This is a genomic window from Pantoea sp. 1B4 (assembly GCF_016925765.1).
Taxonomy (GTDB): Bacteria; Pseudomonadota; Gammaproteobacteria; order Enterobacterales; family Enterobacteriaceae; genus Pantoea; species Pantoea agglomerans.
In genome coordinates this window covers 1,718,559-1,742,104 of the sequence record NZ_JAEUWZ010000001.1, presented here as the reverse complement: position 1 = coordinate 1,742,104, position 23,546 = coordinate 1,718,559, and the positions used below count along the sequence as shown (strand labels likewise).

Here is a 23,546-nt window from a genome sequence, read left to right as displayed (position 1 = left end):
GATTATTAACAGCAGGTAACAGATTAATAATTCGTAATAATTTCGTTGATATAAGACGCTGAAAATGTTCATTTTCAGCACAATTGCGTGGGTTGCAAAGATTAATATTAAAAGGCATTACAGTTTTTAAAAGAACTGGACTAGAATGGCCTGGGCGCTGATCCTGGATCAGATTAATCTCAACTTTGTCGCGGTGCGTAGTGGCCCTGACAACTTAACTAATCAACGGACTATGCGTTTAATCATTACGTTTTTCATGCTGGCCTTTGCGCAACTGTTTTTCAACATCGCCGCTGCGTCGCCTCACGCGCCGGTGAACGTCAGTACGCATAAAGCAGAGAAAAAAGAGTGCGCGCGACGATGAGGGTCGCAAGCGTCGCCCGGTCAAAACGGTGACGAAAAAGACTCGCCTCAGCCCGGTTCAAAAACTAAAAACAAAAAAAACTGAAAAAAGTCGAACTCACCGCGAAACAGACGCCTGCTAAGAAGACCTCGCTAAAAACCGCCCGTCTCAGTAAGAACAAAGAGAAAAAACGTTATGGTCATCAGCGCCTGCTGAAAACCGCTGAGGTCACCACCAGCGAGACCGGCACGATTAAGATGAGCAAATCTCACCGTCAGCGCTATCAGAAGGCCCGCGAAACCGCGATGACCAAGCTGATGGGTCAGTTGGGTAAACCCTATCAGTGGGGCGGCACCTCTCCCCATACCGGTTTCGATTGCAGCGGCCTGGTCTGGTACGCCTATAAAGATCTGGTGAAGTTTAAGATCCCACGTACCGCTAACGAGATGTACCACCTGCGTGACGCCGCCCCGATCAAGCGTGAGTCGCTGGAGAAAGGCGATCTGGTCTTCTTCCGTATCAATGGACGCGGTACTGCGGACCATGTCGGCGTTTACCTGGGTGATGGCAAGTTTATCCAGTCGCCACGCACCGGCAAAGATATTCAGATCAGCGCGTTAGGAGAAGATTACTGGCAGCGCCACTATATTGGTGCCCGTCGGGTGATGACGCCGAAAACCATACGCTGAGCAGCAGAACAACCAGAAGAGAGCCGGGATAATCCCGGCTTTTTTTATTAGTGCAGAATAGCGGTAAAACTAAAGGCCACAATCATCAGCAGACAGCCCGCGGTGGTCATTAAAGCCAGTTTAAGATCGGTACTCATTGCTTGCTCCTTAGTCACACAATCAGTAGGGGTATCGCATTTTCCCACAGGGCCCGGTAAAAATCTCGTTTTATCCGTTCAGCCTTGTTAGAATCCCGCCTTTGTTGCGCAACGCGCGCAACCCTGATTCCGTTTGCGCACGTTTTCAGGCGCTTTTACGCCGCCAGCGGCCTGTTTCCTGGCCAGGAAAGCTGCATTTTTGCGGAAAAAACCCTGAGCAGACGCAAACGTTTAACACTACGCTTATCATAGAGTTAGATAAGCACTGGAGTCCGATTTTCATGGCAACAATTAAAGATGTGGCGAAACGCGCTGGCGTCTCAACGACCACCGTTTCGCACGTCATCAATAAAACCCGCTTTGTGGCTGAAGAGACGCGCAACGCGGTCTGGCAGGCGATTAAAGAACTGCACTACTCGCCGAGCGCCGTGGCGCGCAGCCTGAAAGTGAACCACACCAAGACGCTGGGCCTGCTTGCCACCTCCAGCGAAGCGCCCTATTTCGCTGAAATTATCGAAGCGGTTGAAAATCACTGCTTTGACAAAGGCTATACGCTGATTCTGGGTAATGCGCATAACGATCTGCAAAAACAGCGCGCCTATCTCAGCATGATGGCGCAGAAACGCGTCGATGGGCTGCTGGTGATGTGCTCTGAATATCCGGACGATCTGCTGCAGATGCTGGAAGAGAACCGCAATATCCCGATGGTGGTGATGGACTGGGGTGAATCGCGCGCCGACTTCACCGACACGGTACTGGATAATGCTTTTCAGGGCGGCTATCTGGCGGGACGCTATCTGATTGAACGCGGACACCGGGATATTGGTGCAATCCCCGGCCAGATGGAGCGTAACACCGGTGGCGGACGTCATGCCGGTTTCCTGAAGGCGATGGAAGAAGCGGGTATTCAGCCACGCGCCGAGTGGATTGTGCAGGGTGACTTTGAGCCGGAGTCGGGCTATCAGGCGATGCAGCAGATCCTGTCGCAGAAGCAGCGTCCGACGGCGGTGTTCTGTGGCGGTGACATCATGGCGATGGGCGCGATTTGCGCCGCCGACGAGATGGGTTTGCGCGTACCCCAGGATATTTCGGTGATCGGCTATGACAACGTGCGCAACGCCCGTTATTTTGCACCGGCCCTGACCACAGTGCATCAGCCTAAAGCCCAGCTGGGTGAGAAAGCGCTGGAAATGCTGCTGGACCGCATTACCAGTAAGCGCGAAGTGTCACAAACGATTGAGGTCCATCCCACGCTGATTGAGCGCCGTTCCGTGGCCGATGGCCCGTTCCGCGACTATCGCCGTTAATGCTCGCTTAACCACTCCTGATTAAGCGTTTGCGCATCACCCAGATAGCTGAGCAACCAGCCTGTCGCGGGTGATGCGCGATCTTCTGCCCAGCTGACGCAGCATGGACTGTCCGGAAACGCCACCGGCAGCGTCAGTTCTACCAGCTCGCCGCTGTCGAGCAGTGGCCTGGCCAGGTGACCGGGCACCATCGCCACACACAATCCCGCCTGCACGCACTCCAGCCCGGTTTGCCACTCCGGCACCACCAGCCGGCGCTGGTTATCCAGCGTCCATGTCATACGACGCGGCAGTGCGCGAGAAGTATCTTCCAGCACCAGGGAGGGCCAGCTCCGCAGCGTGTCATCATCTATCTGGCTCGCCTGTGTCAGAGGATGGTCGGGCGCAACCACGCAGCGCCAGTTAAGTGTGCCCATATCCCGAAAAGCAAAACGTCCGCCCACCGGTATCGCCTGAGTGGCACCAATCGCCACTTCCACCCGGCCATCGGCCAGCGCATCCCAGACGCCGTTAAAGACTTCATAGCTGATGATCAGCTCCATATCGGGAAAGTGGCGATAGAAATCTTTGACCAGTTGCCGGGTGCGCTGAGGTTTAGCGATACGGTCAACGGCAATGCTTAGCTGGCCGCGCCAGCCGTTAGCCAGTTGCTGACACTGTCGCCGGGTGGCAAGCATTTTTTTGATGACGCTGCGCCCTTCCCGGACAAAATGCTCACCCGCCGGGGTCAGAACCACTTCGCGATGCTGCCGTTCAAATAGCGGTACCGCCAGCCAGTTTTCCAGCTGACGCACCGTATAGCTGATGGCAGAGGGCACCCGATGTAACTCCTGCGCGGCGGCGCTGAAGCTCCCTCCGCGGGCGACAGCGTCAACCACTTCTAATGCATATTCTGACCACATAATCTGCCTTCAAAAATTTTAACAGCAATCGGCAAATATTACCGTTTCACAGCAGCAAACGCACCTTTTACACTCTGCCGCGTTTATCCTGCAAAAATGAGAATCAGATGCTGTCGAATAAAGGGTTTATGCCCTACCTTGCCCTGCTGAGCATGCTGGGCTTTTTAGCCACTGATATGTACCTGCCCGCCTTTGGTGCGATGCAGCAAACCTTTAACACTTCACCCGGTCTGATCAGCGCCAGTATGAGTCTCTTCCTGGGCGGCTTCGCCGTGGGTCAGCTCTTCTGGGGACCGCTTTCCGATCGCATCGGTCGTAAACCGGTGCTGCTGTCCGGACTGGCCATGTTTGGCGCTGGCTGCGCAGGCATGCTGTGGGTGAATGATATCTATCTGATGCTGGCGCTGCGTTTTGTCCAGGCGATTGGCGTCTGTGCCGCTGCCGTAAGCTGGCAGGCGCTGGTGGTGGATCGCTATCCTGCAGCGCGCGCTAACAAAGTCTTTGCCACCATTATGCCGCTGGTTGCGCTCTCTCCGGCGCTGGCTCCGCTGCTGGGTGCCTGGCTGATCGGCCACTTCCACTGGCGTTCGATTTTCCTGGTGCTGACCCTGATTGCGGTGGCGTTGATTCTGACCACGCTGCGTCTGCCCACCGTGCGCAAGGCAGCGGGAGAAAAAGGTGCGCAGCCCGGCTTTTTCACGCTGCTTAAATCCCGGGTCTACAGCGGCAACGTGCTGATCTACTCCGCCTGCTCAGCCAGCTTCTTTGCCTGGCTGACCGGATCGCCCTTTATTCTGGCGGATCTGGGTCTGTCGCCCGCCGATATCGGTCTGAGTTATGTGCCCCAGACGCTCGCCTTTTTAATTGGCGGCTTCGGCTGTCGCACCCTGCTCAACCGCTTTAACGGCGCACAGTTGCTGCCCTGGCTGCTGGCCGTCTACAGCCTGAGCATTCTGGCGCTGTTTGCTGTTGCGCTTGCTGGCAGCAGCACGCTGGTGAGTCTGATGGTACCGTTCTGCGGTATGGCGCTGGCTAACGGCGCGATCTATCCGATTGTGGTGTCCAGTGCGCTGATGCCCTTCCCGACCGCTACCGGTAAAGCCGCCGCGTTGCAGAACACACTGCAGTTAGGACTCTGTTTCGCTGCCAGCCTGGCGGTGTCGGCCGGCTTAACTCAGCCGCTATTTACCACCACACTGATGATGACGATGACAATTGTGCTGGCGCTGATGGGTTACGCCATGCAGCGTGCCGCAAGCGCACAAACTGTTGTTGCCTCTGCGCAAACTGCCTGCCAGGATAATCAGTGACACACTGACTTTTTAGTTAGCGCCCTAACAATAAGTTATTGAATATTGACCCGCGTGAGCATATACTCATCCGGGTCAACAAATCTGTAATAAATCAACAATATAATAACGTAATAATCTGATTGGCACCCTGCTGCCGGGACGGTATTCGCGCGCGTTATTCTCACCTTACCCGACCTGCTGCAGGCTGTTCCAGTCCTCTTTATCACACAGATAACCGGTTTGCGGAGCCATCCGCATCGTTTCTCATTGCCTGAATAAATTGGCTACTCTTTGTTCAGGTTCAGATTGGACAGGTGGTGGAAAATCTATGAGTTCATCTTATGCAGAAGAAGTGAGCCTCGAAGAAAACCATTGGTATCGCATCGTTCATGAACTGCTGGAAAAAGCGGATATCGAAATTAATGGTTCACGTCCCTGGGATATTCATATTAATCATCCTGGTTTTTTTAAACGTGTTCTGCAGGAGGGCTCTCTTGGGCTCGGTGAGAGCTTTATGGATGGATGGTGGGAGTGTGACCGGCTGGATATTTTCTTCCACCAGGTACTTAAACATAAACTCGATCAGCAGCTGCCTCATCACTTCAAAGATACGCTGCGCATTGCCGCCGCACGCTTAACCAATCTGCAGTCAAAAAAACGGGCGTGGATTGTCGGTAAAGAGCATTACGACCTGGGCAACGATCTCTTTTCACTGATGCTCGATCCCTATATGCAATACTCCTGTGGCTACTGGAAAGAGGCGACGACACTGGCGACGGCGCAGGAAGCCAAGCTGGATATGATCTGCCGTAAATTAGCGCTGGAACCTGGAATGTCACTGCTGGATATCGGCTGTGGCTGGGGCGGACTCGCGGAATTTGCCGCACGTCATTATGGCGTTAAAGTGCATGGCGTGACGATTTCCGCCGAACAACAGAAACTGGCGCAGCAGCGCTGCAGCGGATTAGACGTCACGATTCTGTTGCAGGATTATCGCGATCTGAATGAGCAGTTTGATCGTATTGTGTCGGTGGGTATGTTTGAACATGTCGGACCGAAAAATTATGCGACCTATTTTGACGTGGTCGATCGTAATTTAAAGCCTGACGGTATTTTCCTGCTTCACACCATCGGCGCGATTAAAACTGATATGAGTGTCGATCCCTGGATCGATAAATATATCTTCCCCAACGGCTGCCTGCCTTCGATGCGCCATGTGGCAGATGCCAGCGAGCCCCATTTTATTCTGGAAGACTGGCACAATTTCGGCGCAGACTACGACAAAACACTGATGGCCTGGCATGAACGCTTTTTGCAGGCCTGGCCAGAGCTGGCCGATAAATATGGCGAACGCTTTAAACGGATGTTCTCCTATTATCTGAATGCCTGTGCCGGTGCCTTCCGGGCGCGTGATATTCAGCTGTGGCAGATCGTGTTCAGTCGCGGCGTTGAGGGGGGGATTACGGGTGGCGCGGTAGGGGTTAAAAAAGCGGGCAATTAAGAAAGCGCTGCCTCGGCCAAAGACTTTATAAGAGTGGCCCGTTTTGCTTTAACAGGGAGCGTTGCGACAGGAACAGGGTCAGATCGGAAAGTCGCAAAACCTGTCATTCCTGACACGCCCGGCCCACGCGATTACGCACCTCATCCTGAGGTGCGCACGTTGCCGGGCCAACGCTTTGCGTTGTTCAAAAACGCTCCTGACGTTTTTATCCGGGCGGCGGGACGCTTTCCTCTTCTGACCCGGCGCCCTGCGCTTTTATAATGCTGACAGAGTAAAACCGATTGGGCTGTCTGCGGTGCTTACGCGCCTTTTATTAACTCTCTGTCGTTGACTGGCCGGTCAGCATGCTCATCGCCGCCGCGGCATCGCGCTGTGCTAATACCCGCTCAACGGTCTCCACGATTGCCTGCGTGTGCGGATCGATTTCAATATTCACCCGATCGCCAAAGGTCTTCGCCCCCCAGCGTGGTTCGCTCCAGCGTTTCCGGGATCAGATAGACGCAGAACTTAGTCTTAGTCACATCGCCTACCGTCAGGCTGATACCGTCGATGCCGACAAACCCTTTATGCAGAATATATTTCATCTGCGCCGCATCCTGGATTTTAAACCAGACTTCGCGATTATGTTCTGACTGGATAATCTTGCAAATTTCAGCGGTGGTCATAATATGACCAGACATCAGATGGCCGCCTATTTCATCGCTGAATTTCGCTGCACGCTCAATATTGACCACATCGCCCTGACGTAAATCGCCAAGGTTAGTCACCCGCAATGTCTCTTTAATTAAATCAAAACTGACGCGGTCGCCTTCAATTGCCGTTACGGTTAAACAGCAACCGTTATGGGCTACGGATGCGCCCAGCGCCAGACCCGGTAAGAGCTCTTCCGGCAGGCGGACAGTGTGGGTGCGAAACAGTTCTTTCTCTTCAATGGACACGATTTCTGCGGTGCCCTGCACAATACCGGTAAACATAGTCTTTGCCTCTGCGAAGTTTACGCTAGTTTATCACAGCTCAGGTCGGCTGTTAGATTTCAGCCCGCCCCGCCGCTTTATAGCGGAGCAAACCGCATTGTGTGACAAAGATTGGCGAATTCTGTTACGCCAGTTACACTAGCTCGCGAAATTCCCCGGGCTTCCTGCCCCTTTTAATTCATTCAATAAGTCAGGTGTTAACGTGCAGAAGTATTTAACAGAAGCGCGTCAATTGCTGGCCCTTGCGATTCCGGTCATCCTTGCTCAGGTGGCTCAAACCGCAATGGGATTTGTGGATACCATTATGGCCGGCGCAGTCAGCGCCACGGATATGGCCGCCGTTGCTGTCGGCACCTCTGTCTGGCTACCGGCCATCCTGTTTGGTCATGGTCTTCTGCTTGCATTGACGCCCACCGTTGCGCAACTCAATGGTTCTGGCCGCCGCGAACGCATCGGTGAACAGATCCGCCAGGGATACTGGCTCGCCTTTTTCGTCTCCCTGCTGATTATGGTGCTGTTGTGGCATGCCGGTTATCTTATCCGGGCGATGCATGACATTGATCCAGTGCTGGCGCTGAAGGCAGAAGGCTATCTGCATGCCCTGCTGTTCGGCGCGCCTGGCTACCTCTTCTTCCAGGTGCTCCGCAATCAATGCGAGGGGCTGTCGAAAACCAAACCCGGCATGGTGCTGGGCTTTTTAGGCCTGATGTTCAACATCCCGCTTAACTATGTCTTTATCTATGGCCACTTCGGCATGCCAGCCCTGGGCGGTGTCGGCTGCGGCGTGGCGACCGCCTCGGTCTACTGGGTGATGTTTATCTGCATGCGCTTCTGGGTGCGCCGGATGGGTAGCATGCGCGATATCCGTATGGAGAGCCGCTGGTCACCCCCTTCCCGTCCGATTCTGAGCCGCCTGATGATGCTGGGATTGCCGGTGGCGCTGGCACTCTTCTTTGAGGTCACGCTGTTCGCCGTTGTCGCCCTGCTGGTTTCGCCACTGGGCATCGTTAACGTGGCCGGTCACCAGATTGCGCTCAATTTCAGTTCACTGATGTTCGTATTGCCGCTGTCGCTGGGTGTCGCGACCACCATCCGCGTCGGTTATCGTCTGGGTCAGGGCTCCACCGAGCAGGCCCGGGTCGCGGCCTGGACCGCCCAGGGTGTTGGCATCAGCATGGCGGCGCTGACCGCCATTTTTACCGTGACGTTTCGTCATCAGATTGCCCTGCTCTATAACGACAACCCTGAAGTGGTGACGCTGGCGGCACAGCTGATGCTGCTGGCGGCAATTTATCAGTTCTCAGACTCGATACAGGTGATTGGCAGCGGGATCCTGCGCGGTTATAAAGATACGCGGTCGATTTTCTTTATTACCTTTATCGCTTACTGGCTGCTGGGGCTGCCCGCCGGTTATCTGCTGGCGCTGACCGACTGGGTGGTGCCGCGCATGGGACCTGCGGGCTTCTGGTGCGGCTTTATTATCGGCCTGACCTCGGCTGCGGTGATGATGATCTGGCGCATCAGACGGTTACAGCAATCTCCGGCGGAGATTATCCTGACGCGTGCAGCGCGATAACGTTCGAGGCGGGTCATTCATGGCCCGCAATGACGAAAAAACGACGGTTAGCACAGTTGCTGTGCAGTCATGGCGAAAAAAATATTTTTCCCCTTGCCAGCCTCACACGCTGCCGTTAATATTCGTCCCCGCTGTCGCCCTGACAGCATGTTGCGCTCTTAGCTCAGTTGGTTAGAGCACCACCTTGACATGGTGGGGGGTCGATGGTTCGAGTCCATTAGAGCGCACCAAGTGCGTCCGTAGCTCAGTTGGTTAGAGCACCACCTTGACATGGTGGGGGTCGGTGGTTCGAGTCCACTCGGACGCACCAATATTCAGTATGCGCTCTTAGCTCAGTTGGTTAGAGCACCACCTTGACATGGTGGGGGGTCGATGGTTCGAGTCCATTAGAGCGCACCACTTTCAGAATTCCTTCAGCTTGCGCAACTCCACTTTTATTGATCTGCATCGCTTCCCCCTTCTGCTTTTTGATTGGTTTTCGCATACTTAGCGTCTATACTGTCCCGCGTTGCTTACTTGAAAGGTTTCAGCGATCACGTGCTTACTGCGATAACTCAAATGATTTGCGCAACAACAGCGTGGTGGTTACCAACCGTAACCGCACAACTTCCCTGCACGCCTGGCCTTCGTCACCTATTCTTACTCAGTACTGCCCTTTTCAGTCTCAATCAGAAATTTCACTTCGATGCGCTGCCATCGGATTCCGCCCTTATTCATCCATCACAACTTACAGAAAATCCGTCATGAAAAAGACTAAAATCGTTTGTACAATCGGCCCGAAAACCGAATCCGAAGAGATGCTGACTCAGCTGCTTGAAGCTGGCATGAATGTTATGCGTCTTAACTTCTCTCACGGCGACTACGCTGAGCATGGCCAACGCATCACCAACATGCGTGCCGTTATGCAAAAAACCGGCCGTCAGGCCGCTATTCTGCTGGATACCAAAGGCCCTGAAATCCGCACCATGAAACTGGAAGGCGGCAACGATGCGGCTCTGAAAGCCGGTCAGACCTTTACCTTTACTACAGACCAGAGCGTGATTGGCAACAGCGAGCGCGTTGCGGTGACCTACCCGGGTTTTACTGCTGACCTGAAAATCGGCAACACGGTGCTGGTCGATGATGGCCTGATTGGTATGGAAGTGACCGAAGTCACTGAAAATACCGTGGTGTGTAAAGTCCTGAACAATGGCGATCTGGGCGAAAACAAAGGCGTTAACCTGCCAGGCGTCTCTATCCAGCTGCCAGCACTGGCCGAAAAAGATAAGCGCGACCTGATTTTTGGTTGTGAGCAGGGCGTAGACTTCGTCGCCGCCTCTTTCATCCGTAAACGTTCAGACGTGCTGGAAATTCGCGAGCACCTGAAACAGAACGGCGGCGAGCATATCCAGATCATCTCCAAAATCGAAAACCAGGAAGGCCTGAACAACTTCGACGAAATCCTCGAAGCCTCAGACGGCATCATGGTTGCGCGTGGCGATCTGGGCGTTGAGATCCCGGTTGAAGAAGTGATCTTCGCGCAGAAGATGATGATCAAAAAATGTAATAAAGCACGCAAAGTGGTCATCACGGCTACCCAGATGCTCGATTCCATGATCAAGAACCCGCGCCCTACCCGCGCAGAAGCCGGTGACGTGGCAAACGCCATTCTTGACGGTACCGATGCTGTCATGCTGTCAGGTGAGAGCGCCAAAGGCCGTTATCCGCTGGAGTCGGTCACCATCATGGCGACCATCTGTGAGCGTACCGATCGCGTGATGAAGTCCCGCATCGACAGCCAGAGTGATAACCGCAAAATGCGTATCACAGAAGCCGTCTGCCGTGGTGCTGTAGAGACCGCTGAGAAGCTGGAAGCGCCACTGATTGTGGTTGCTACCGAAGGGGGGTAAATCTGCTAAAGCCGTACGTAAATATTTCCCGAACGCGACCATCCTGGCGCTGACCACCAATCCGATGACTGCCCGTCAGCTGATCCTGAGCAAAGGGATTGAGACACGTCTGGTGACTGAGATCGCTTCAACCGACGATTTCTATCGTCTGGGTAAAGAAGCGGCGCTGGAAAGTGGCTATGGCCAGAAAGGCGATGTCGTGGTACTGGTGTCAGGCGCATTAGTACCAAGCGGAACTACCAACACCGCTTCTGTACACGTTCTGTAAAACTCTCTCTGACCATTATTTTGAAGCGCCTTTATCGGGCGCTTTTTTTTATTTCTACTTAAACCAAATGTCAGAAAATTCCAATCGAAAATAACTATTCAAATACTCTTAATATTAAGGTTAATCCGATTAAATCTCTCTGTTTTCGCTAAATTTTTTTATCATATTCTGTGATTCGCTGCTTCTTTGAGCGAACGATCAAATTTAAGCATCTTCTCATCAAAAATTTATTCTCAACTTAAAAAGCTTTGTGTAATACTTGTAACGCTACATGGAGATTAACTCAATCTAGAGGGTATAAATAATGAATCGTACTAAACTGGTACTGGGCGCGGTAGTTCTGGCTTCAACTATGCTGGCTGGTTGCTCAAGCAACGCTAAAATCGACCAGCTGTCTTCAGACGTTCAGACTCTGAACGCTAAAGTTGACCAGCTGAGCAACGACGTGAACGCAGTGCGTTCAGACGTTCAGGCTGCTAAAGATGACGCAGCACGCGCTAACCAGCGTCTGGACAACCAGGCTCACTCTTACCGTAAGTAAGAGTTCTGGTTTAAAAATGGCGCCTTTATGGCGCCATTTTTTTTGCTCCGAATTCAGTGCCCTTCACAGGCACTTATCCGGTCAGGGCTGAACCGCGTTGCCCTCAGCCTGTGTCACCGGGCTATCAGCCCCCCACAGATGCGCTCTCCAGCCCCGCAGGCGGCACGGTATCACTCTGCACCGGCTCCCCACTGCTGACCAGCACAGGCATGCCTGAGCGTCGCGCTAAGCTGGCTTTAATCAGGGCACTATCACTCTTCTCACTTTTCATAAACTGCTTCACTCCGGCAGTGAGTGCAATCGGCATGGTCTGTGGATCGTCCTTATCGTTGCGTGACAGCGGCTGATGCACTTCCACGTAGCGTTTCCCATCCGGCTCTACAGCGTACTTCACCGGCTGATTGATGATCTGTACCCGCGTCCCTTTCGGCGCTGAGTTAAACAGCGCTTCGATATCTTCTGAACGCAGACGGATGCAGCCTGAACTGACGCGCATGCCGATGCCGAATTTCGCATTAGTGCCATGGATAAGATACTGGCCGGTGCCGCGCGCCAGACGCATGGCAAACTGCCCCATCGGGTTATCCGGTCCGGCGGGGACCACGCCAGGCAGCGTAATGCCCTCTTTGGCGTAGCGTTTGCGGATGTTCGCCGTGGGCGTCCAGGTGGGATTAGGGATCTTCTGGCTGATCTGCGTCACCATCACTGGCGTGGCCGCACCCAGCTGGCCAATGCCGATGGGATAGACAATGACCTTATCCTCCCCTTTGGGATAGTAGTAGAGACGCAGCTCGGCCAGATTCACCACAATCCCTTCGCGCGGCGTATCGGGCAGGATCATCTGTAGCGGCACCGTCAGCTGGGTGCCCGCTTTGGGCAGCCAGGGATCGGTACCGGGATTTGCCTCCAGCATGCTCAGCAGGCCGACCTGGTAGCGCGCCGCAATCGCTTCCAGAGGTTGCTTATTGTCAGGAACCTGAGTCACGACGTTTTCGCCAATCAGGCGACTGTCAGGTGGTGGCAGCGGATATTCGGTGGCGAACGCGGGTGCAGAGAGCCCAAAGCAGGTCAGCAGCAATGCACCGGCTAAACGTAAAGCAGGTTTCATGCAATTTTCTCGTCAGATAAAAAAAACAGACGCCGGATGGCGTCTGTGGAGTGTAACTTAGCTGAGGTTCTGAGCGGTATGGCGAATAGACCGAATCATCGCCTCCAGCCCCTGCGACCGGGTGGGCGTCAGGTGCTGCATCAGTGCCAGTTCGCCAAACCAGTGGCGCACATCCAGCGCCAGGATATCGGCGGGCGGCAGGTTCTGATAGAGGCTAAATACGATAGCAATCAAACCTTTAACAATAGCGGCATCGCTGTCGCCTTCAAACGCAATGGAACCATCCGCCTGCGGGGTCATTCTGATCCACACCTGACTCTGACAACCCGAAATCACGTTCTCCGGCTGGTGCAAGGTTTCAGAAGATTCCGGAAGCTTTGAACCCAGCTCAATAATGTAGAGGTACTTCTCTTCCCAGTTAGCGCAACGGTTGAAGTTGCGAACCAGTTTCTCTTTTTCAGGCAAATTCGCCATCAGTGACTCCGTTAAAACTGTTCAGCCGCCCAGCAGACGATGAATGCGTGTCAAACCGGCAGCCAGACGATCCACTTCCTCTTCACTGTTATAGAACGTGAAGGAGGCACGGCACATCGCCGGTACATTGTAATGCTGCATCAGCGGCATCGCGCAGTGATGTCCGGTGCGGATGGCAATGCCATATTGATCCAGGAAGCTGCCGACATCGTAGGCGTGATGTTTACCGAGATTGAAGGCGATAACGCCAGCTCGTGACTGCGGACCGTAGATCTGGATATCCGGAACGGTGCCCAGTTTATCGAGCGCATAGTTCATCAGTGCCGTCTCGCGCTGATGAATCATATCCAGTCCCAGCGCCTGCACATAGGCCATCGCCGCACCAAAGCCGATAATACCGCCGGTATTCGGCGTACCCGCTTCAAAGCGCCACGGCGCACTGTTCCAGGTGGTGCCGGTGGGCAGTATGACGCGCTCAATCATTGAACCGCCCCCTTCCCATGGTGGCATCTCATCCAGCAGCGCTTTGCGGCCGTAGAGGATACCCACGCCGTTCGGGCCATAGAGTTTATGGCTGGAGAAGGCGTAGAAGTCGCAGCCGATATCCTGCACATCAACCTTGTCATGCATCACCGCCTGGGCACCATCCACCAGCGTGATGACGCCAGCCGCTTTTGCCTGAGCAACGATCGCTTTAACCGGGTTAACCGTGCCGAGCACATTTGAAACATGCGTCACCGCCAGCAACCGCGTACGGCTGTCGATCAGCCCCGCCAGTTGCTCCAGCGCCAGCTCACCGTTGTCATTTAATGGCAGGACCCGCACTTCTGCGCCGGTGCGCTGGGCCAGCATCTGCCATGGAACGATATTGGCGTGATGCTCCATCTCAGTGATGATCAGGTTATCGCCAGCCTGGAGGTTACTGCTGCCCCAGGTGTTCGCCACCAGATTGATGCCTTCGGTGGTGCCTTTGACGAAGACAATCTCTTCCTGTGACTGCGCATTGATAAAACGGGCAGCCTGATCGCGCACGTTCTCCATGTCGCTGGTCGCCTGCTGGCTCAGCGTATGGATACCACGATGCACGGCCGCATAGCCGTGCTGATAGAAATGACTCTCGGCGTTAATCACCGAGAGTGGACGCTGTGCGCTGGCCGCACTGTCAAGATAGGCCAGCGGATGACCGTTGACCTCACGCTTCAGGATAGGAAAATCAGCCCTGACGCGTTCGAGATCGAAGTTCATCATATGTCGCCTCCGGGAAAACGTTGCGCGATACGCTGCAGCACGGCCTGACGCATCACCTCATTTTCCAGTGTTTCGGTCAGTTCTGCGGCAAACGCATGAATAATCATGGTCTGTGCAGCATCCTGCTCAATACCGCGCGAACGCAGGTAGAACATCTGCTCATCATCAATACGACCGATGGTGGCACCGTGGCTGCACTTGACGTCATCCGCATAAATTTCCAGCTGCGGTTTGGTATCGACTTCTGAAAGCTTGCCCAGCAACAGGTTGTTGTTGGTCATCTGCCCGTCGGTCTTCAGCGCATGCTGTGCCACTTTAATGTGGCCGTTAAACACCGCACGGCCTTTGTCACGCACGATGGTTTTATGCATCTGGCGGCTGACGCAGTAGCCCTTGTTGTGCTCCAGGTAAGTACGGGTATCCGCCACTTCCTGTTTCACCGGCAGCACCAGGCTGTTGATCGCCAGCGTGGTGTTTTCGCCGTTCAGCTGGGTACTGGTGTTGTGACGCGACAGCCCGGCACCCAGCAGGAAGCTGGTGCTGCTGACCTGGCCATCATTGCCAATGACCAGATCGTTATGCGCAAAGTGATAGCTGGCGCTGCTTTCAAAGGCCAGCTTCGTGTGCGTCAGTTTTGCATTGTCGCCTACCGCAAAGGTAAAGCGCGTGCCGGTGAAATGGGCGCGCTCATCCAGTGAAACGTAGTGCTCAATCACTTCCGCTTCGGCACTCTCTTCCAGCTGCAGGTGATGACGATAGTGAACCGTGTTCATACCCGTCTGCTGACCGCTGGTGATATGCAGCAGATAGACCGGACGCGCAGCGGATTTACCGCGTGCCAGACGCAGGGTCGTCACCTCTTCTGCCAGACTTTCTGTCAGATGCAGGAAGACTTCAGGCTGAACCGCAGCAGGCAGCGGACGGCGCTCGGCGGCCACGCTGTGCTGCACCTCAAACAGTTCGCAGTCGCGACTGCTGAAGGCTGGCTGGAACTGACCGTCAACATAGACCAGACGGATCGCATCCAGCGGCAGCGCCAGTGCATCAACCTGTTCAGCGCTCAGGGTCTGCGGCGCGTCAGGCAGTACAAACTGCTGTGACAGTAAGGTGTCCAGCGGCGTGTACTTCCAGTTTTCGTGCTTGCGGGTTGGCAGGCCAACGCGCATCAGTTGCTGCCAGTGCTGCTGTGCCTGCAGAGAACGCACGTCGCCACGCGACTCAAACAGGTGATGCCACTGTTGCAGCGCAGAATCACTCTTCGTCGGTAAGCCAGCCATAACCTTGCTCCTCCAGCTGTTTCACCAGCGAGAAGTCGCCAGATTTCACGATTTTGCCCTGATACAGAACATGAACGAAGTCTGGCTTGATGTAATCCAGAATACGCTGGTAGTGGGTCACGATGATAAAGGCACGCTTCTCGTCGCGCAGGCTGTTTACGCCATTCGCCACGATTTTCAGCGCATCGATATCCAGGCCTGAGTCGGTCTCATCCAGGATGCAGAGTTCTGGCTCCAGTGCCGCCATCTGCAGGATGTCGTTACGCTTCTTCTCACCGCCGGAGAAGCCAACGTTGACTGAGCGGGTCAGCAGATCTGCCGGCATCTTCAGCAGCTCAATTTTCTCTTCAATGAAGTCCTGGAAATCGAAGCGATCCAGCTCTTCCTGCTGACGATATTTGCGTACCGCATTGACCGAGGTCTGCAAAAAGAACTGGTTGCTGACGCCCGGAATTTCTACCGGATACTGGAATGCCATAAAGATGCCTTCACCGGCGCGCTCTTCAGGGGCCAGTTCCAGCAGATCTTTACCTTTGAAGCTGACCGAACCGCCGGTTACTTCATAATCTTCACGGCCTGCCAGCGTCGCTGACAGGGTGCTTTTACCTGAGCCGTTCGGGCCCATGATGGCATGCACTTCGCCGGGTTTAATTTCGAGATTCAGGCCACGCAGAATGGCTTTATCTTCAACACTGACCTGCAAATCTTTAATGCTTAACATACTTATTCCTTCACATTGCTTCCGGCAACGCGTGTGACGGCATCAGCCCACACTGTGCTCAAGGCTGATGGCTAACAATTTCTGGGCTTCCACAGCAAATTCCAGTGGCAACTCCGAGAATACGTCTTTACAGAAGCCGTTCACGATCATCGAGATGGCGTCTTCTTCACTGATACCGCGTTGCAGACAGTAGAACATCTGATCTTCGCCGATACGTGATGTCGTGGCTTCATGCTCAAGCTGAGCGGTATTGTTGCGGGTCTCCACATACGGGAAGGTATGTGCGCCGCAATCAGGACCGATCAGCATCGAGTCACACTGCGTAAAGTTACGGGCATTGGTCGCGGTTGGCATGATTTTCACCAGCCCGCGATAGGTGTTCTGACTTTTACCGGCCGAAATCCCTTTAGAGATGATGGTCGACTTGGTGTTTTTACCAATGTGGATCATCTTGGTGCCGGTATCGGCCTGCTGACGACCGCTGGTCAGTGCCACTGAGTAGAATTCACCCACTGAATAGTCCCCGCGCAGAATGCAGCTTGGGTATTTCCAGGTGATAGCAGAGCCGGTTTCAGACTGTGTCCAGGACATCTTGCTGTGGTCGCCTTCACACAGCGCGCGCTTGGTTACGAAGTTCAGGATACCCCCCCTCACCTTCGCCGCCCGGGAACCAGTTCTGAACCGTCGAATATTTCACTTCGGCATTTTTGTGGATGATGACTTCCACCACGGCCGCGTGCAGCTGATAGGTGTCACGCACTGGCGCTGAACAGCCTTCGATGTAGCTGACGTAGCTGTCTTCATCGGCAATCAGGATGGTGCGTTCGAACTGACCGGTTTTCGCTGCGTTGATGCGGAAATAGGTCGACAACTCCATCGGGCAACGCACCCCTTTCGGGATATAAACGAAGGTGCCGTCAGAGGCGACTGCCGAGTTCAGCGCCGCAAAGAAGTTATCGTTCGCCGGAACAACCGTGCCGAGATACTGCTTCACCAGCTCCGGGTGCTCCTGAATCGCTTCGCCAAAGGAACAGAAGATAATCCCCTGCTCCGCCAGCTTGCCGCGATAGGTGGTCGCCACCGAAACGGAGTCAAAAATGGCGTCAACCGCCACTTCACGGCCTTCACGCACCGGGACACCCAGCTGATTAAAGGCGTTTTCCACTTCCTGTGTCAGATAATCGCTGGCTGGCGCGCTGCCTGAAGCCTGCAGTGCACCGGGTTCTGATGCGCAGCTGTCATCACAGTTGCCGCAGGAAGGCGCGGAGTAGTAGCTGTAATCCTGGTAGTCGAGTTTTTCGTAGTGCGCTTTCAGCCAGTGTGGCTCTTCCATTTCAAGCCAGGCACGAAACGCTTTAAGACGAAACTCCAGCATCCACTCTGGCTCGTTACGCTTGGCCGAGATCGCCCGCACCACATCTTCATTGATGCCGTTGGCAAATTCTTCGGTTTGCAGTTGGGTAAAGAAGCCCTCTTTGTAGTTGAGCTTGCCTTCCCAGATTTGTACATCGTCAGATGTTTCGCTGTGTCGTGACATATTTCACTTACTCGACGCCAAAGCTCTCACCGCACCCGCAGGCGTGCTGAGCTTTAGGGTTATTGAATTTAAAAATCTGATTCAGGCCTTCACGAACGTAGTCCAGTTCGGTGCCATCAACGAATGGCATCGCCTGTAGCGGCACAAACAGCGTTGCGCCATGGAATGAGAACTGCAAATCATCCTCGACTGGCTCTTTCACCAGATCCATGACGTAACCAAAACCGGCGCAGCCGGATTGTTTTACGCCGAGCCGCAGACCCTTGACATCGGGGTCCTGAGCCGCCAGATTGAGAATTTGTTGCGCTGCGGTTTCAGTCAGCGTCAGCCCTTTCCAGACAAAATCGTCGGGTGAGAAAGAGTCTGTATTAACGGATGCCATGTTGATACCTCTTGAGTCCGGACCTTTTCAGGCTATCCCCCCTATGGTAGTGATCTGACCAATCACTTCAACCTCTTGTTTTGCAGGGATAATCATCTTGTGCGGTTTTATTTGCTTAATTATTAAGCATAGCCTCTTCAGCTCACCTTGTGGTGAGCGCGTCAGCATAAATAAGCCAGTGTTAACCTATTAATAAATCACTCTTTTTTTAAATAACCATTTTTGATAAAAATGCTTATTGATAGGTTACGCCTTTCTGCGATGTAAACAGATTGTTATTTCCGATTATACCGACAGGCAGGATAAATCGATAAATTTTTCTGTCCGCCAATTGCAATCACAGCTCAATTGAATATGATAATTATTATCATTCACATTCAGGGTGGCGTTATGACGCTTTCTGTCTCAGCCTGGCTGCAGCACAAAATCGACGAATATCAGTTTGCGGTGCGTGATATCACCGTCGACTTTTATATGGCGCAGGCAAAGCTCGACCGGGCCGACTGCACGATTCATCAGCTACGACAGTTTAACGATGCCTGTCAGGATATGGCAGAAATCTGCCAGTTGAACGGTGACGACCAGAGTTACCTGCATGCCATGGGTAAACTGCATCACCGACTGGTGCAGGAGATGGGAAACAGCGATCGCGATCGCCTGTTTCGCCTTCAGGCTTATCAACTGGCGCGATTGTCCCTGACCCGCCTCTGCCATCAACTGGCAATGGTCGGGGAGTGGAACCAGGCCACTGCGCTGCAAAGTGACTTCATGCGTCACGCAGGCTGGATATTCTAATCCAGCCAGGGCGTGACGTCGCGCACAATTTTTTTACATTAGCTCTAACAATGCCTGAAGCGGATGACGCATTCCGTTGCCCTCGACACGCTTGACCTGACTGCGGCACGAATAGCCAGTGGCCAGGCAGCGCTGGCGTGGCAGGCGCTGAAGCTGGGGATGCCAGGAGAGCGCGTAGATCCCCAGCGAGTTTTCGAGGTTTTTACTTTCGTGACCGTAGGTGCCTGCCATACCGCAGCAGCCAACATTGATGTTCTCCAGCTTCGCGCCAAAACGGGAGAAGATCGCCTGCCACTGATTCGGGGTGGAGGGCAGCGCGGTCACCTCGGTGCAGTGTGCAAACAGATACCAGGATTCTCCGCCCGTGGCCTGCACGTCACGCTCTGCCAGTGCACGCTCTAACCACTCATGTACCAGCAGGACGTTAAAGTCGCCGCGTGATTCGCCCAGCGTCTGACGATACTCATCGCGATAGCAGAGCACCGTGGCCGGATCGACACCGACCATGGGCAACCCCAGTTTTGCCACCCGATTCAGGAAATCGGCGGTGCGGGACGCCGTGCGGGCGAAACGTTGCAGGAAACCTTTCACATGTTGCGCTTTGCCATTTGGCGAGAATGGCAGGAGCACGGGCCGGTAGCCCAGTTTCTCAATCAGCCTGACAAAATCGTTAACCAGCTGCGCCTCATAGAAGCTGGTAAAAGGATCCTGCACCACCAGCACACAGTTTGCGCGTTCAGCGGCTGACAGCCCTTCCAGCTGCTCCAGCGTCATGTTCATGGCGGGATGACCACTGAGCTGCTGTTTCAGATTTGGGGCCGAAAGCAGAGGCAGATCGACCATACCGATATGGGTTTTACTTATCTCTTTCAGCCACGGCTGGCGCAGGAAGAAGTTAAACACTTTCGGTGCTTTTGCCATCAGCGGCGCATAGCCCTCTACTGCTGCCACCAGGTGATCGCTGACCGGACGCAGATAACGGGTGTGGTAGAGCTGTAAGAAGCGCGAGCGGAAAGCGGGCACGTCAATTTTAATCGGACATTGGGTAGAGCAGGCTTTGCAGGCCAGACAGCCCGACATCGCCTCTTTCACCTCGTGCGAGAAGTCATACTCCCCTTTGCTGGCGTGCCAGCTATTGCGGGTACGGGCAATCAGGGTGCGAAGCGACAGCCGATTTTCAGGCAGCTGCTTTTCCAGGGTGAGCGGATCGACGCCCTGCCCGGCCAGCAGCCGCAGCCACTCCCGCGTCAGTGTTGCCCGCCCTTTGGGCGAGTGAATGCGGTTGCGGGTGATCTTCATGGAGGGACACATCGGGCTGCGGGCATCAAAGTTAAAACACAACCCGTTGCCGTTACACTCCATCGCGCCTCGCCATTCATCCCGGACCGTTAACGGGATCTGACGATCATAGGTTCCGCGCTTCACCGCATCGACCTGCATCATTTCATCATTACTGTTGTATGGCGTACAGATCTTGCCCGGGTTCAGGCGATTGAGCGGATCAAAGGCCGCTTTGATGCGGCGCAATTCGTTAAACAGCGTCTCACCGAAGAATGCCGGACTGTACTGGGCACGGAACCCTTTGCCATGTTCACCCCACAGCAGGCCACCGTAGCGCGCTGTCAGCGCTACGACTTCGTCGGAGATCTGTTTCATCATCATCTCCTGCTGCGGATCGCACATATCCAGCGCCGGACGCACATGCAGGACGCCTGCATCGACGTGACCAAACATGCCGTAGCTCAGCCCGTGGCTGTCGAGCAGCGCGCGAAATTCGACGATGTAGTCCGCCAGTTTTTCCGGCGGGACCGCGGTATCTTCCACAAAGGGAATCGGTTTAGCCCGGCCTTTGGCATTTCCCAACAGACCCACCGCTTTTTTTACGCATGTTATAGATGCGTTCAATGCCATCCAGGTCGTTACAGAACTGATAGCCAATCACGCCGCCCTGCTGCTGCGCCATCAGTGCGTCAAGGCGGCCACAAAGCTGTTCAATCTGCTGATCGATCAGCGCGGCGTTGTCACCGGCAAACTCAACAATATTCAGACCCAGCATCTCTTTGTCGGGTACATCGGCGACCAATTCGCGCACCGAGTGCCAGACAATATCTTCGCGCGCCAGGTTCAGCACCTTAGAGTCAACGGTCTCTACCGAGAGCGCCTGCGCTTCCACCATAAAAGGCGCATTGCGCAGGGCGGAGTCAAAGGAGTCATATTTGATATTCACCAGTCGGCGCACTTTAGGCAGCGGCGTGATATCAAGCCGCGCTTCCGTGACGAAGGCCAGCGTGCCCTCTGCGCCGCACAGCAGGCGCGTCAGGTCAAAGGTTTGCATATCGTCGCTGAAGACATGGCGCAGGTCATATCCGGTCAGGAACCGATTCAGCTTTGGAAACTTTTCCAGAATCAGCGCACGATGCTCGCGGCAGCGCGTCAGCACCTGCTGATAGAGCCGGCCTTCGGGCGTCGCCGTCTGCGCCAGGGTTTCAGCCAGCGCGGTGGCCATTGGCCGCGTATCAAGGATATCGCCGCCCAGCAGCACGGCGCGCAGGCCCAGCACATGGTCCGAGGTTTTGCCATAGACCAGCGAGCCCTGGCCGGACGCATCGGTATTAATCATGCCGCCCAGCGTGGCACGGTTACTGGTGGATAACTCCGGCGAGAAGAAAAAGCCGAATGGCTTCAGCCAGGCGTTAAGCTGATCTTTGATCACCCCCGCTTCAACCCGCACCCAGCCCTCATCGGTATTGATCTCCAGGATACGGTTCATGTAGCGCGACATATCCACCACAATCCCCTGATTCAGCGACTGACCGTTGGTGCCGGTACCGCCGCCGCGCGGGGTAAATACCAGACTGGCAAAGCGCGCTTCTCCGGCCACGCGGGCGAGCAGCGCAACATCCGCAGTCGAACGCGGAAAGAGCGCCGCGTCGGGCAGCAATTGATAGATGCTGTTATCGGTGGAGAGTGAGAGACGATCGGCATAGCTGGTTGCCATGTCACCGGTAAAACCCTGCTCTTTCAACGACTCAAGGAACGTCAGCACCAGTTGAACGAGGCCCGGTGCCTGCGAAATCTGTGGGATCATGATTGTCTGACCGAAGGTGTTGTAAACGTTTGCGTTTATAGATTAGCGATTTCTCGTTTTATCATATTTTTCCTGCGCCTGCCCTTTTTTCAGAAAAGGCAAAAACCTTTCTCCGCAACTCTGTTTAAACCTCAGCAAATAGATCATGATAAAAACGGGCATCCGAATGCCTGAAAATGAAGGATTAAGACGAGGTTATAAGTCAATGATGAAAAGCCAGTACCGGGATATGGATTTACCGCAAATACTCTTTACCCTGATGTTCATTCTGCTGCTGATTGTCGCCTGTTTATGGGTCGTGCAGCCGTTTATTCTGGGCTTTGCCTGGGCCAGTATGGTGGTGATTGCCACCTGGCCATTGATGCTGAAATTCCAGCGACTGTTATGGGGACGCCGTTCCCTGGCGGTGATCGTGATGACACTGCTGCTGCTGCTGCTGTTTATTATCCCTATCGCCCTGCTGGTCAGCAGCCTGATTGATAACAGCGCGCCGGTGATTGCCTGGGTTACCCAGGGGCATATGATGCCGCGACTGTTATGGCTCAACGATGTACCGATGGTCGGCAAGAAGCTTTATGTCAGTTATGACACGCTGGTGGCGAGCGGCGGTGCCGGCGTCATGGCGAAAATACAGCCCTATATCGGCCGTACCACCGGCTTTTTTGTCGCGCAGGCCGGCCATTTCGGACGCTTTATGATCCATCTGGGCGTGATGTTACTGTTCAGCGTGCTGCTCTACTGGCGTGGCGAACAGGCTGCCCAGGGCATTCGTCACTTTGCTTTCCGCATGGCGGGACGGCGCGGTGATGCCGCCGTACTGCTGGCGGCGCAGTCCATTCGTGCCGTGGCGCTTGGCGTAGTGGTGACGGCGCTGGTGCAGGGCGTGCTGGGCGGTATCGGTCTGGCGATCTCCGGCATTCCTTACGCCACGCTGTTGACGGTACTGATGATCCTCTGCTGTCTGGTACAGCTCGGCCCGCTACTGGTGCTGGTCCCCGCCATTATCTACCTCTACTGGAGCGGAGATACGACATGGGGAACGGTGCTGCTGGTCTGGAGCTGTGTGGTCGGCACGATGGATAACGTGCTGCGCCCGATGCTGATCCGTATGGGTGCCGATCTGCCGATGATCCTGATTCTTTCTGGTGTTATTGGTGGACTGTTTGCGTTCGGGATGATTGGTCTGTTTATCGGGCCGGTGGTTCTGGCGGTCTCCTACCGTCTGGTTTCCGTCTGGGTTCATGAAGCGCCTGCCCCGGATAGTGACCAACTGGCCGTGGCTGATGCCCTGGCGGATCACGATGATACCCCGCCTACTGTATGATGAGATGCAATAACCCGCTGCGCCGCTAGCCCCCATAAGCATTGATTAGTGCGGTTAATGATGATTAACCGTACCCCTTCTCTCAGATCAGATAAATTCTGTTTTCCATTAGCGATTTTTAAGAAAAAAGCCACCTTTGGCCTGAAAGTGACCTTTTCGGGCCAAAAAAAGAT

The 23,546-nt window shown here is 54.4% G+C and carries 15 protein-coding genes, 3 tRNA genes and 5 pseudogenes; 12 read left to right on the top strand and 11 right to left on the bottom strand.

Annotated features, from left to right (window positions below):
• Positions 1 to 232 precede the first annotated feature (232 nt).
• Positions 233 to 1,032, top strand: a pseudogene (locus tag JNO11_RS08470) (C40 family peptidase).
• 47 nt (positions 1,033 to 1,079) lie between these two features.
• Here the strand turns inward: JNO11_RS08470 and JNO11_RS08465 are convergent.
• Positions 1,080 to 1,169: a YnhF family membrane protein gene (locus JNO11_RS08465; RefSeq protein WP_010245592.1), complete on the bottom strand. Its 90-nt coding sequence runs from the start codon at positions 1,167 to 1,169 to the stop codon at positions 1,080 to 1,082.
• Positions 1,170 to 1,450: 281 nt separating this feature from the next.
• Here JNO11_RS08465 and purR point away from each other — a divergent pair, with 281 nt between their 5' ends.
• Positions 1,451 to 2,476 (top strand): HTH-type transcriptional repressor PurR, encoded by a 1,026-nt coding sequence (gene purR, locus JNO11_RS08460; protein WP_010245595.1) that lies wholly within the window; start codon positions 1,451 to 1,453, stop codon positions 2,474 to 2,476.
• Here the strand turns inward: purR and punR are convergent.
• Positions 2,473 to 3,378, bottom strand: coding sequence for a DNA-binding transcriptional activator PunR (punR, locus tag JNO11_RS08455; protein WP_010245598.1), 906 nt, complete (start codon positions 3,376 to 3,378; stop codon positions 2,473 to 2,475). The genes purR and punR overlap by 4 nt on opposite strands.
• A gap of 107 nt (positions 3,379 to 3,485) precedes the next feature.
• Here punR and punC point away from each other — a divergent pair, with 107 nt between their 5' ends.
• Both punC and cfa read left to right on the top strand, forming a co-directional pair.
• The gene (gene punC / locus JNO11_RS08450; RefSeq protein ID WP_325177175.1) at positions 3,486 to 4,688 is read left to right on the top strand and encodes a purine nucleoside transporter PunC; all 1,203 of its coding nucleotides are present in this window, start codon (positions 3,486 to 3,488) and stop codon (positions 4,686 to 4,688) included.
• 310 nt (positions 4,689 to 4,998) lie between these two features.
• Positions 4,999 to 6,171 carry a cyclopropane fatty acyl phospholipid synthase gene (gene cfa, locus JNO11_RS08445; RefSeq protein ID WP_325177174.1) on the top strand — a complete coding sequence of 391 codons (1,173 nt, stop codon included), beginning with the start codon at positions 4,999 to 5,001 and terminating at the stop codon, positions 6,169 to 6,171.
• 313 nt (positions 6,172 to 6,484) lie between these two features.
• Here the strand turns inward: cfa and JNO11_RS08440 are convergent.
• Positions 6,485 to 7,145 (bottom strand): annotated as a pseudogene (locus tag JNO11_RS08440) (riboflavin synthase).
• 202 nt (positions 7,146 to 7,347) lie between these two features.
• Between JNO11_RS08440 and JNO11_RS08435 the strand changes: the two are divergent.
• The 6 genes and pseudogenes from JNO11_RS08435 (at position 7,348) to JNO11_RS08410 (ending at position 11,419) form a co-directional block, all read left to right on the top strand.
• Entirely contained in the window at positions 7,348 to 8,721 is a 1,374-nt protein-coding gene (locus JNO11_RS08435) for an MATE family efflux transporter (protein WP_187507629.1), read from the top strand.
• A gap of 152 nt (positions 8,722 to 8,873) precedes the next feature.
• Positions 8,874 to 8,951: transfer RNA gene (locus tag JNO11_RS08430), tRNA-Val, on the top strand.
• A gap of 3 nt (positions 8,952 to 8,954) precedes the next feature.
• Positions 8,955 to 9,031, top strand: a tRNA-Val gene (locus JNO11_RS08425).
• Positions 9,032 to 9,042: 11 nt separating this feature from the next.
• Positions 9,043 to 9,120 (top strand) — tRNA-Val (locus JNO11_RS08420).
• 344 nt (positions 9,121 to 9,464) lie between these two features.
• Positions 9,465 to 10,878, top strand: a pseudogene (gene pykF, locus JNO11_RS08415) (pyruvate kinase PykF).
• 304 nt (positions 10,879 to 11,182) lie between these two features.
• Positions 11,183 to 11,419, top strand: coding sequence for a major outer membrane lipoprotein (locus JNO11_RS08410; RefSeq protein WP_003853216.1), 237 nt, complete (start codon positions 11,183 to 11,185; stop codon positions 11,417 to 11,419).
• A gap of 124 nt (positions 11,420 to 11,543) precedes the next feature.
• On the opposite strand, the gene JNO11_RS08405 is transcribed toward JNO11_RS08410, so the two are convergent.
• The 7 genes and pseudogenes from JNO11_RS08405 to sufA all read right to left on the bottom strand — a co-directional run bounded on the left by JNO11_RS08405 (position 11,544) and on the right by sufA (position 18,166).
• Entirely contained in the window at positions 11,544 to 12,527 is a 984-nt protein-coding gene (locus tag JNO11_RS08405) for a L,D-transpeptidase family protein (RefSeq protein ID WP_325177173.1), read from the bottom strand.
• A 57-nt stretch (positions 12,528 to 12,584) separates the two neighbouring features.
• Entirely contained in the window at positions 12,585 to 13,001 is a 417-nt protein-coding gene (sufE, locus tag JNO11_RS08400; protein ID WP_010245623.1) for a cysteine desulfuration protein SufE, read from the bottom strand.
• Positions 13,002 to 13,022: 21 nt separating this feature from the next.
• Positions 13,023 to 14,246, bottom strand: a complete 1,224-nt coding sequence (sufS, locus tag JNO11_RS08395) for a cysteine desulfurase SufS (protein WP_325177658.1) — start codon at positions 14,244 to 14,246, stop codon at positions 13,023 to 13,025.
• Positions 14,246 to 15,526, bottom strand: a complete 1,281-nt coding sequence (gene sufD / locus JNO11_RS08390; protein WP_010245628.1) for a Fe-S cluster assembly protein SufD — start codon at positions 15,524 to 15,526, stop codon at positions 14,246 to 14,248. Before sufD ends, sufS begins: the two co-directional genes overlap by 1 nt.
• Positions 15,501 to 16,247, bottom strand: coding sequence for a Fe-S cluster assembly ATPase SufC (gene sufC / locus JNO11_RS08385; RefSeq protein ID WP_010245631.1), 747 nt, complete (start codon positions 16,245 to 16,247; stop codon positions 15,501 to 15,503). The genes sufD and sufC overlap by 26 nt, the downstream gene beginning before the upstream one ends.
• Positions 16,248 to 16,289: 42 nt before the next feature.
• Positions 16,290 to 17,784 (bottom strand): annotated as a pseudogene (gene sufB / locus JNO11_RS08380) (Fe-S cluster assembly protein SufB).
• 7 nt (positions 17,785 to 17,791) lie between these two features.
• Positions 17,792 to 18,166: a Fe-S cluster assembly scaffold SufA gene (gene sufA / locus JNO11_RS08375; protein WP_010245637.1), complete on the bottom strand. Its 375-nt coding sequence runs from the start codon at positions 18,164 to 18,166 to the stop codon at positions 17,792 to 17,794.
• A gap of 390 nt (positions 18,167 to 18,556) precedes the next feature.
• Between sufA and JNO11_RS08370 the strand changes: the two genes are divergently transcribed.
• Positions 18,557 to 18,961 carry a hypothetical protein gene (locus tag JNO11_RS08370; RefSeq protein ID WP_010670035.1) on the top strand — a complete coding sequence of 135 codons (405 nt, stop codon included), beginning with the start codon at positions 18,557 to 18,559 and terminating at the stop codon, positions 18,959 to 18,961.
• Positions 18,962 to 18,994: 33 nt separating this feature from the next.
• Here the strand turns inward: JNO11_RS08370 and JNO11_RS08365 are convergent.
• Positions 18,995 to 22,049: pseudogene (locus JNO11_RS08365) on the bottom strand (FAD-binding and (Fe-S)-binding domain-containing protein).
• Between the two features lie 208 nt (positions 22,050 to 22,257).
• On the opposite strand from JNO11_RS08365, the gene ydiK reads away from it, so the two are divergent.
• A complete protein-coding gene (gene ydiK, locus JNO11_RS08360) occupies positions 22,258 to 23,373 on the top strand; it encodes an AI-2E family transporter YdiK (RefSeq protein WP_325177657.1) in 1,116 nt (371 codons plus the stop codon).
• Positions 23,374 to 23,546: the final 173 nt, after the last annotated feature.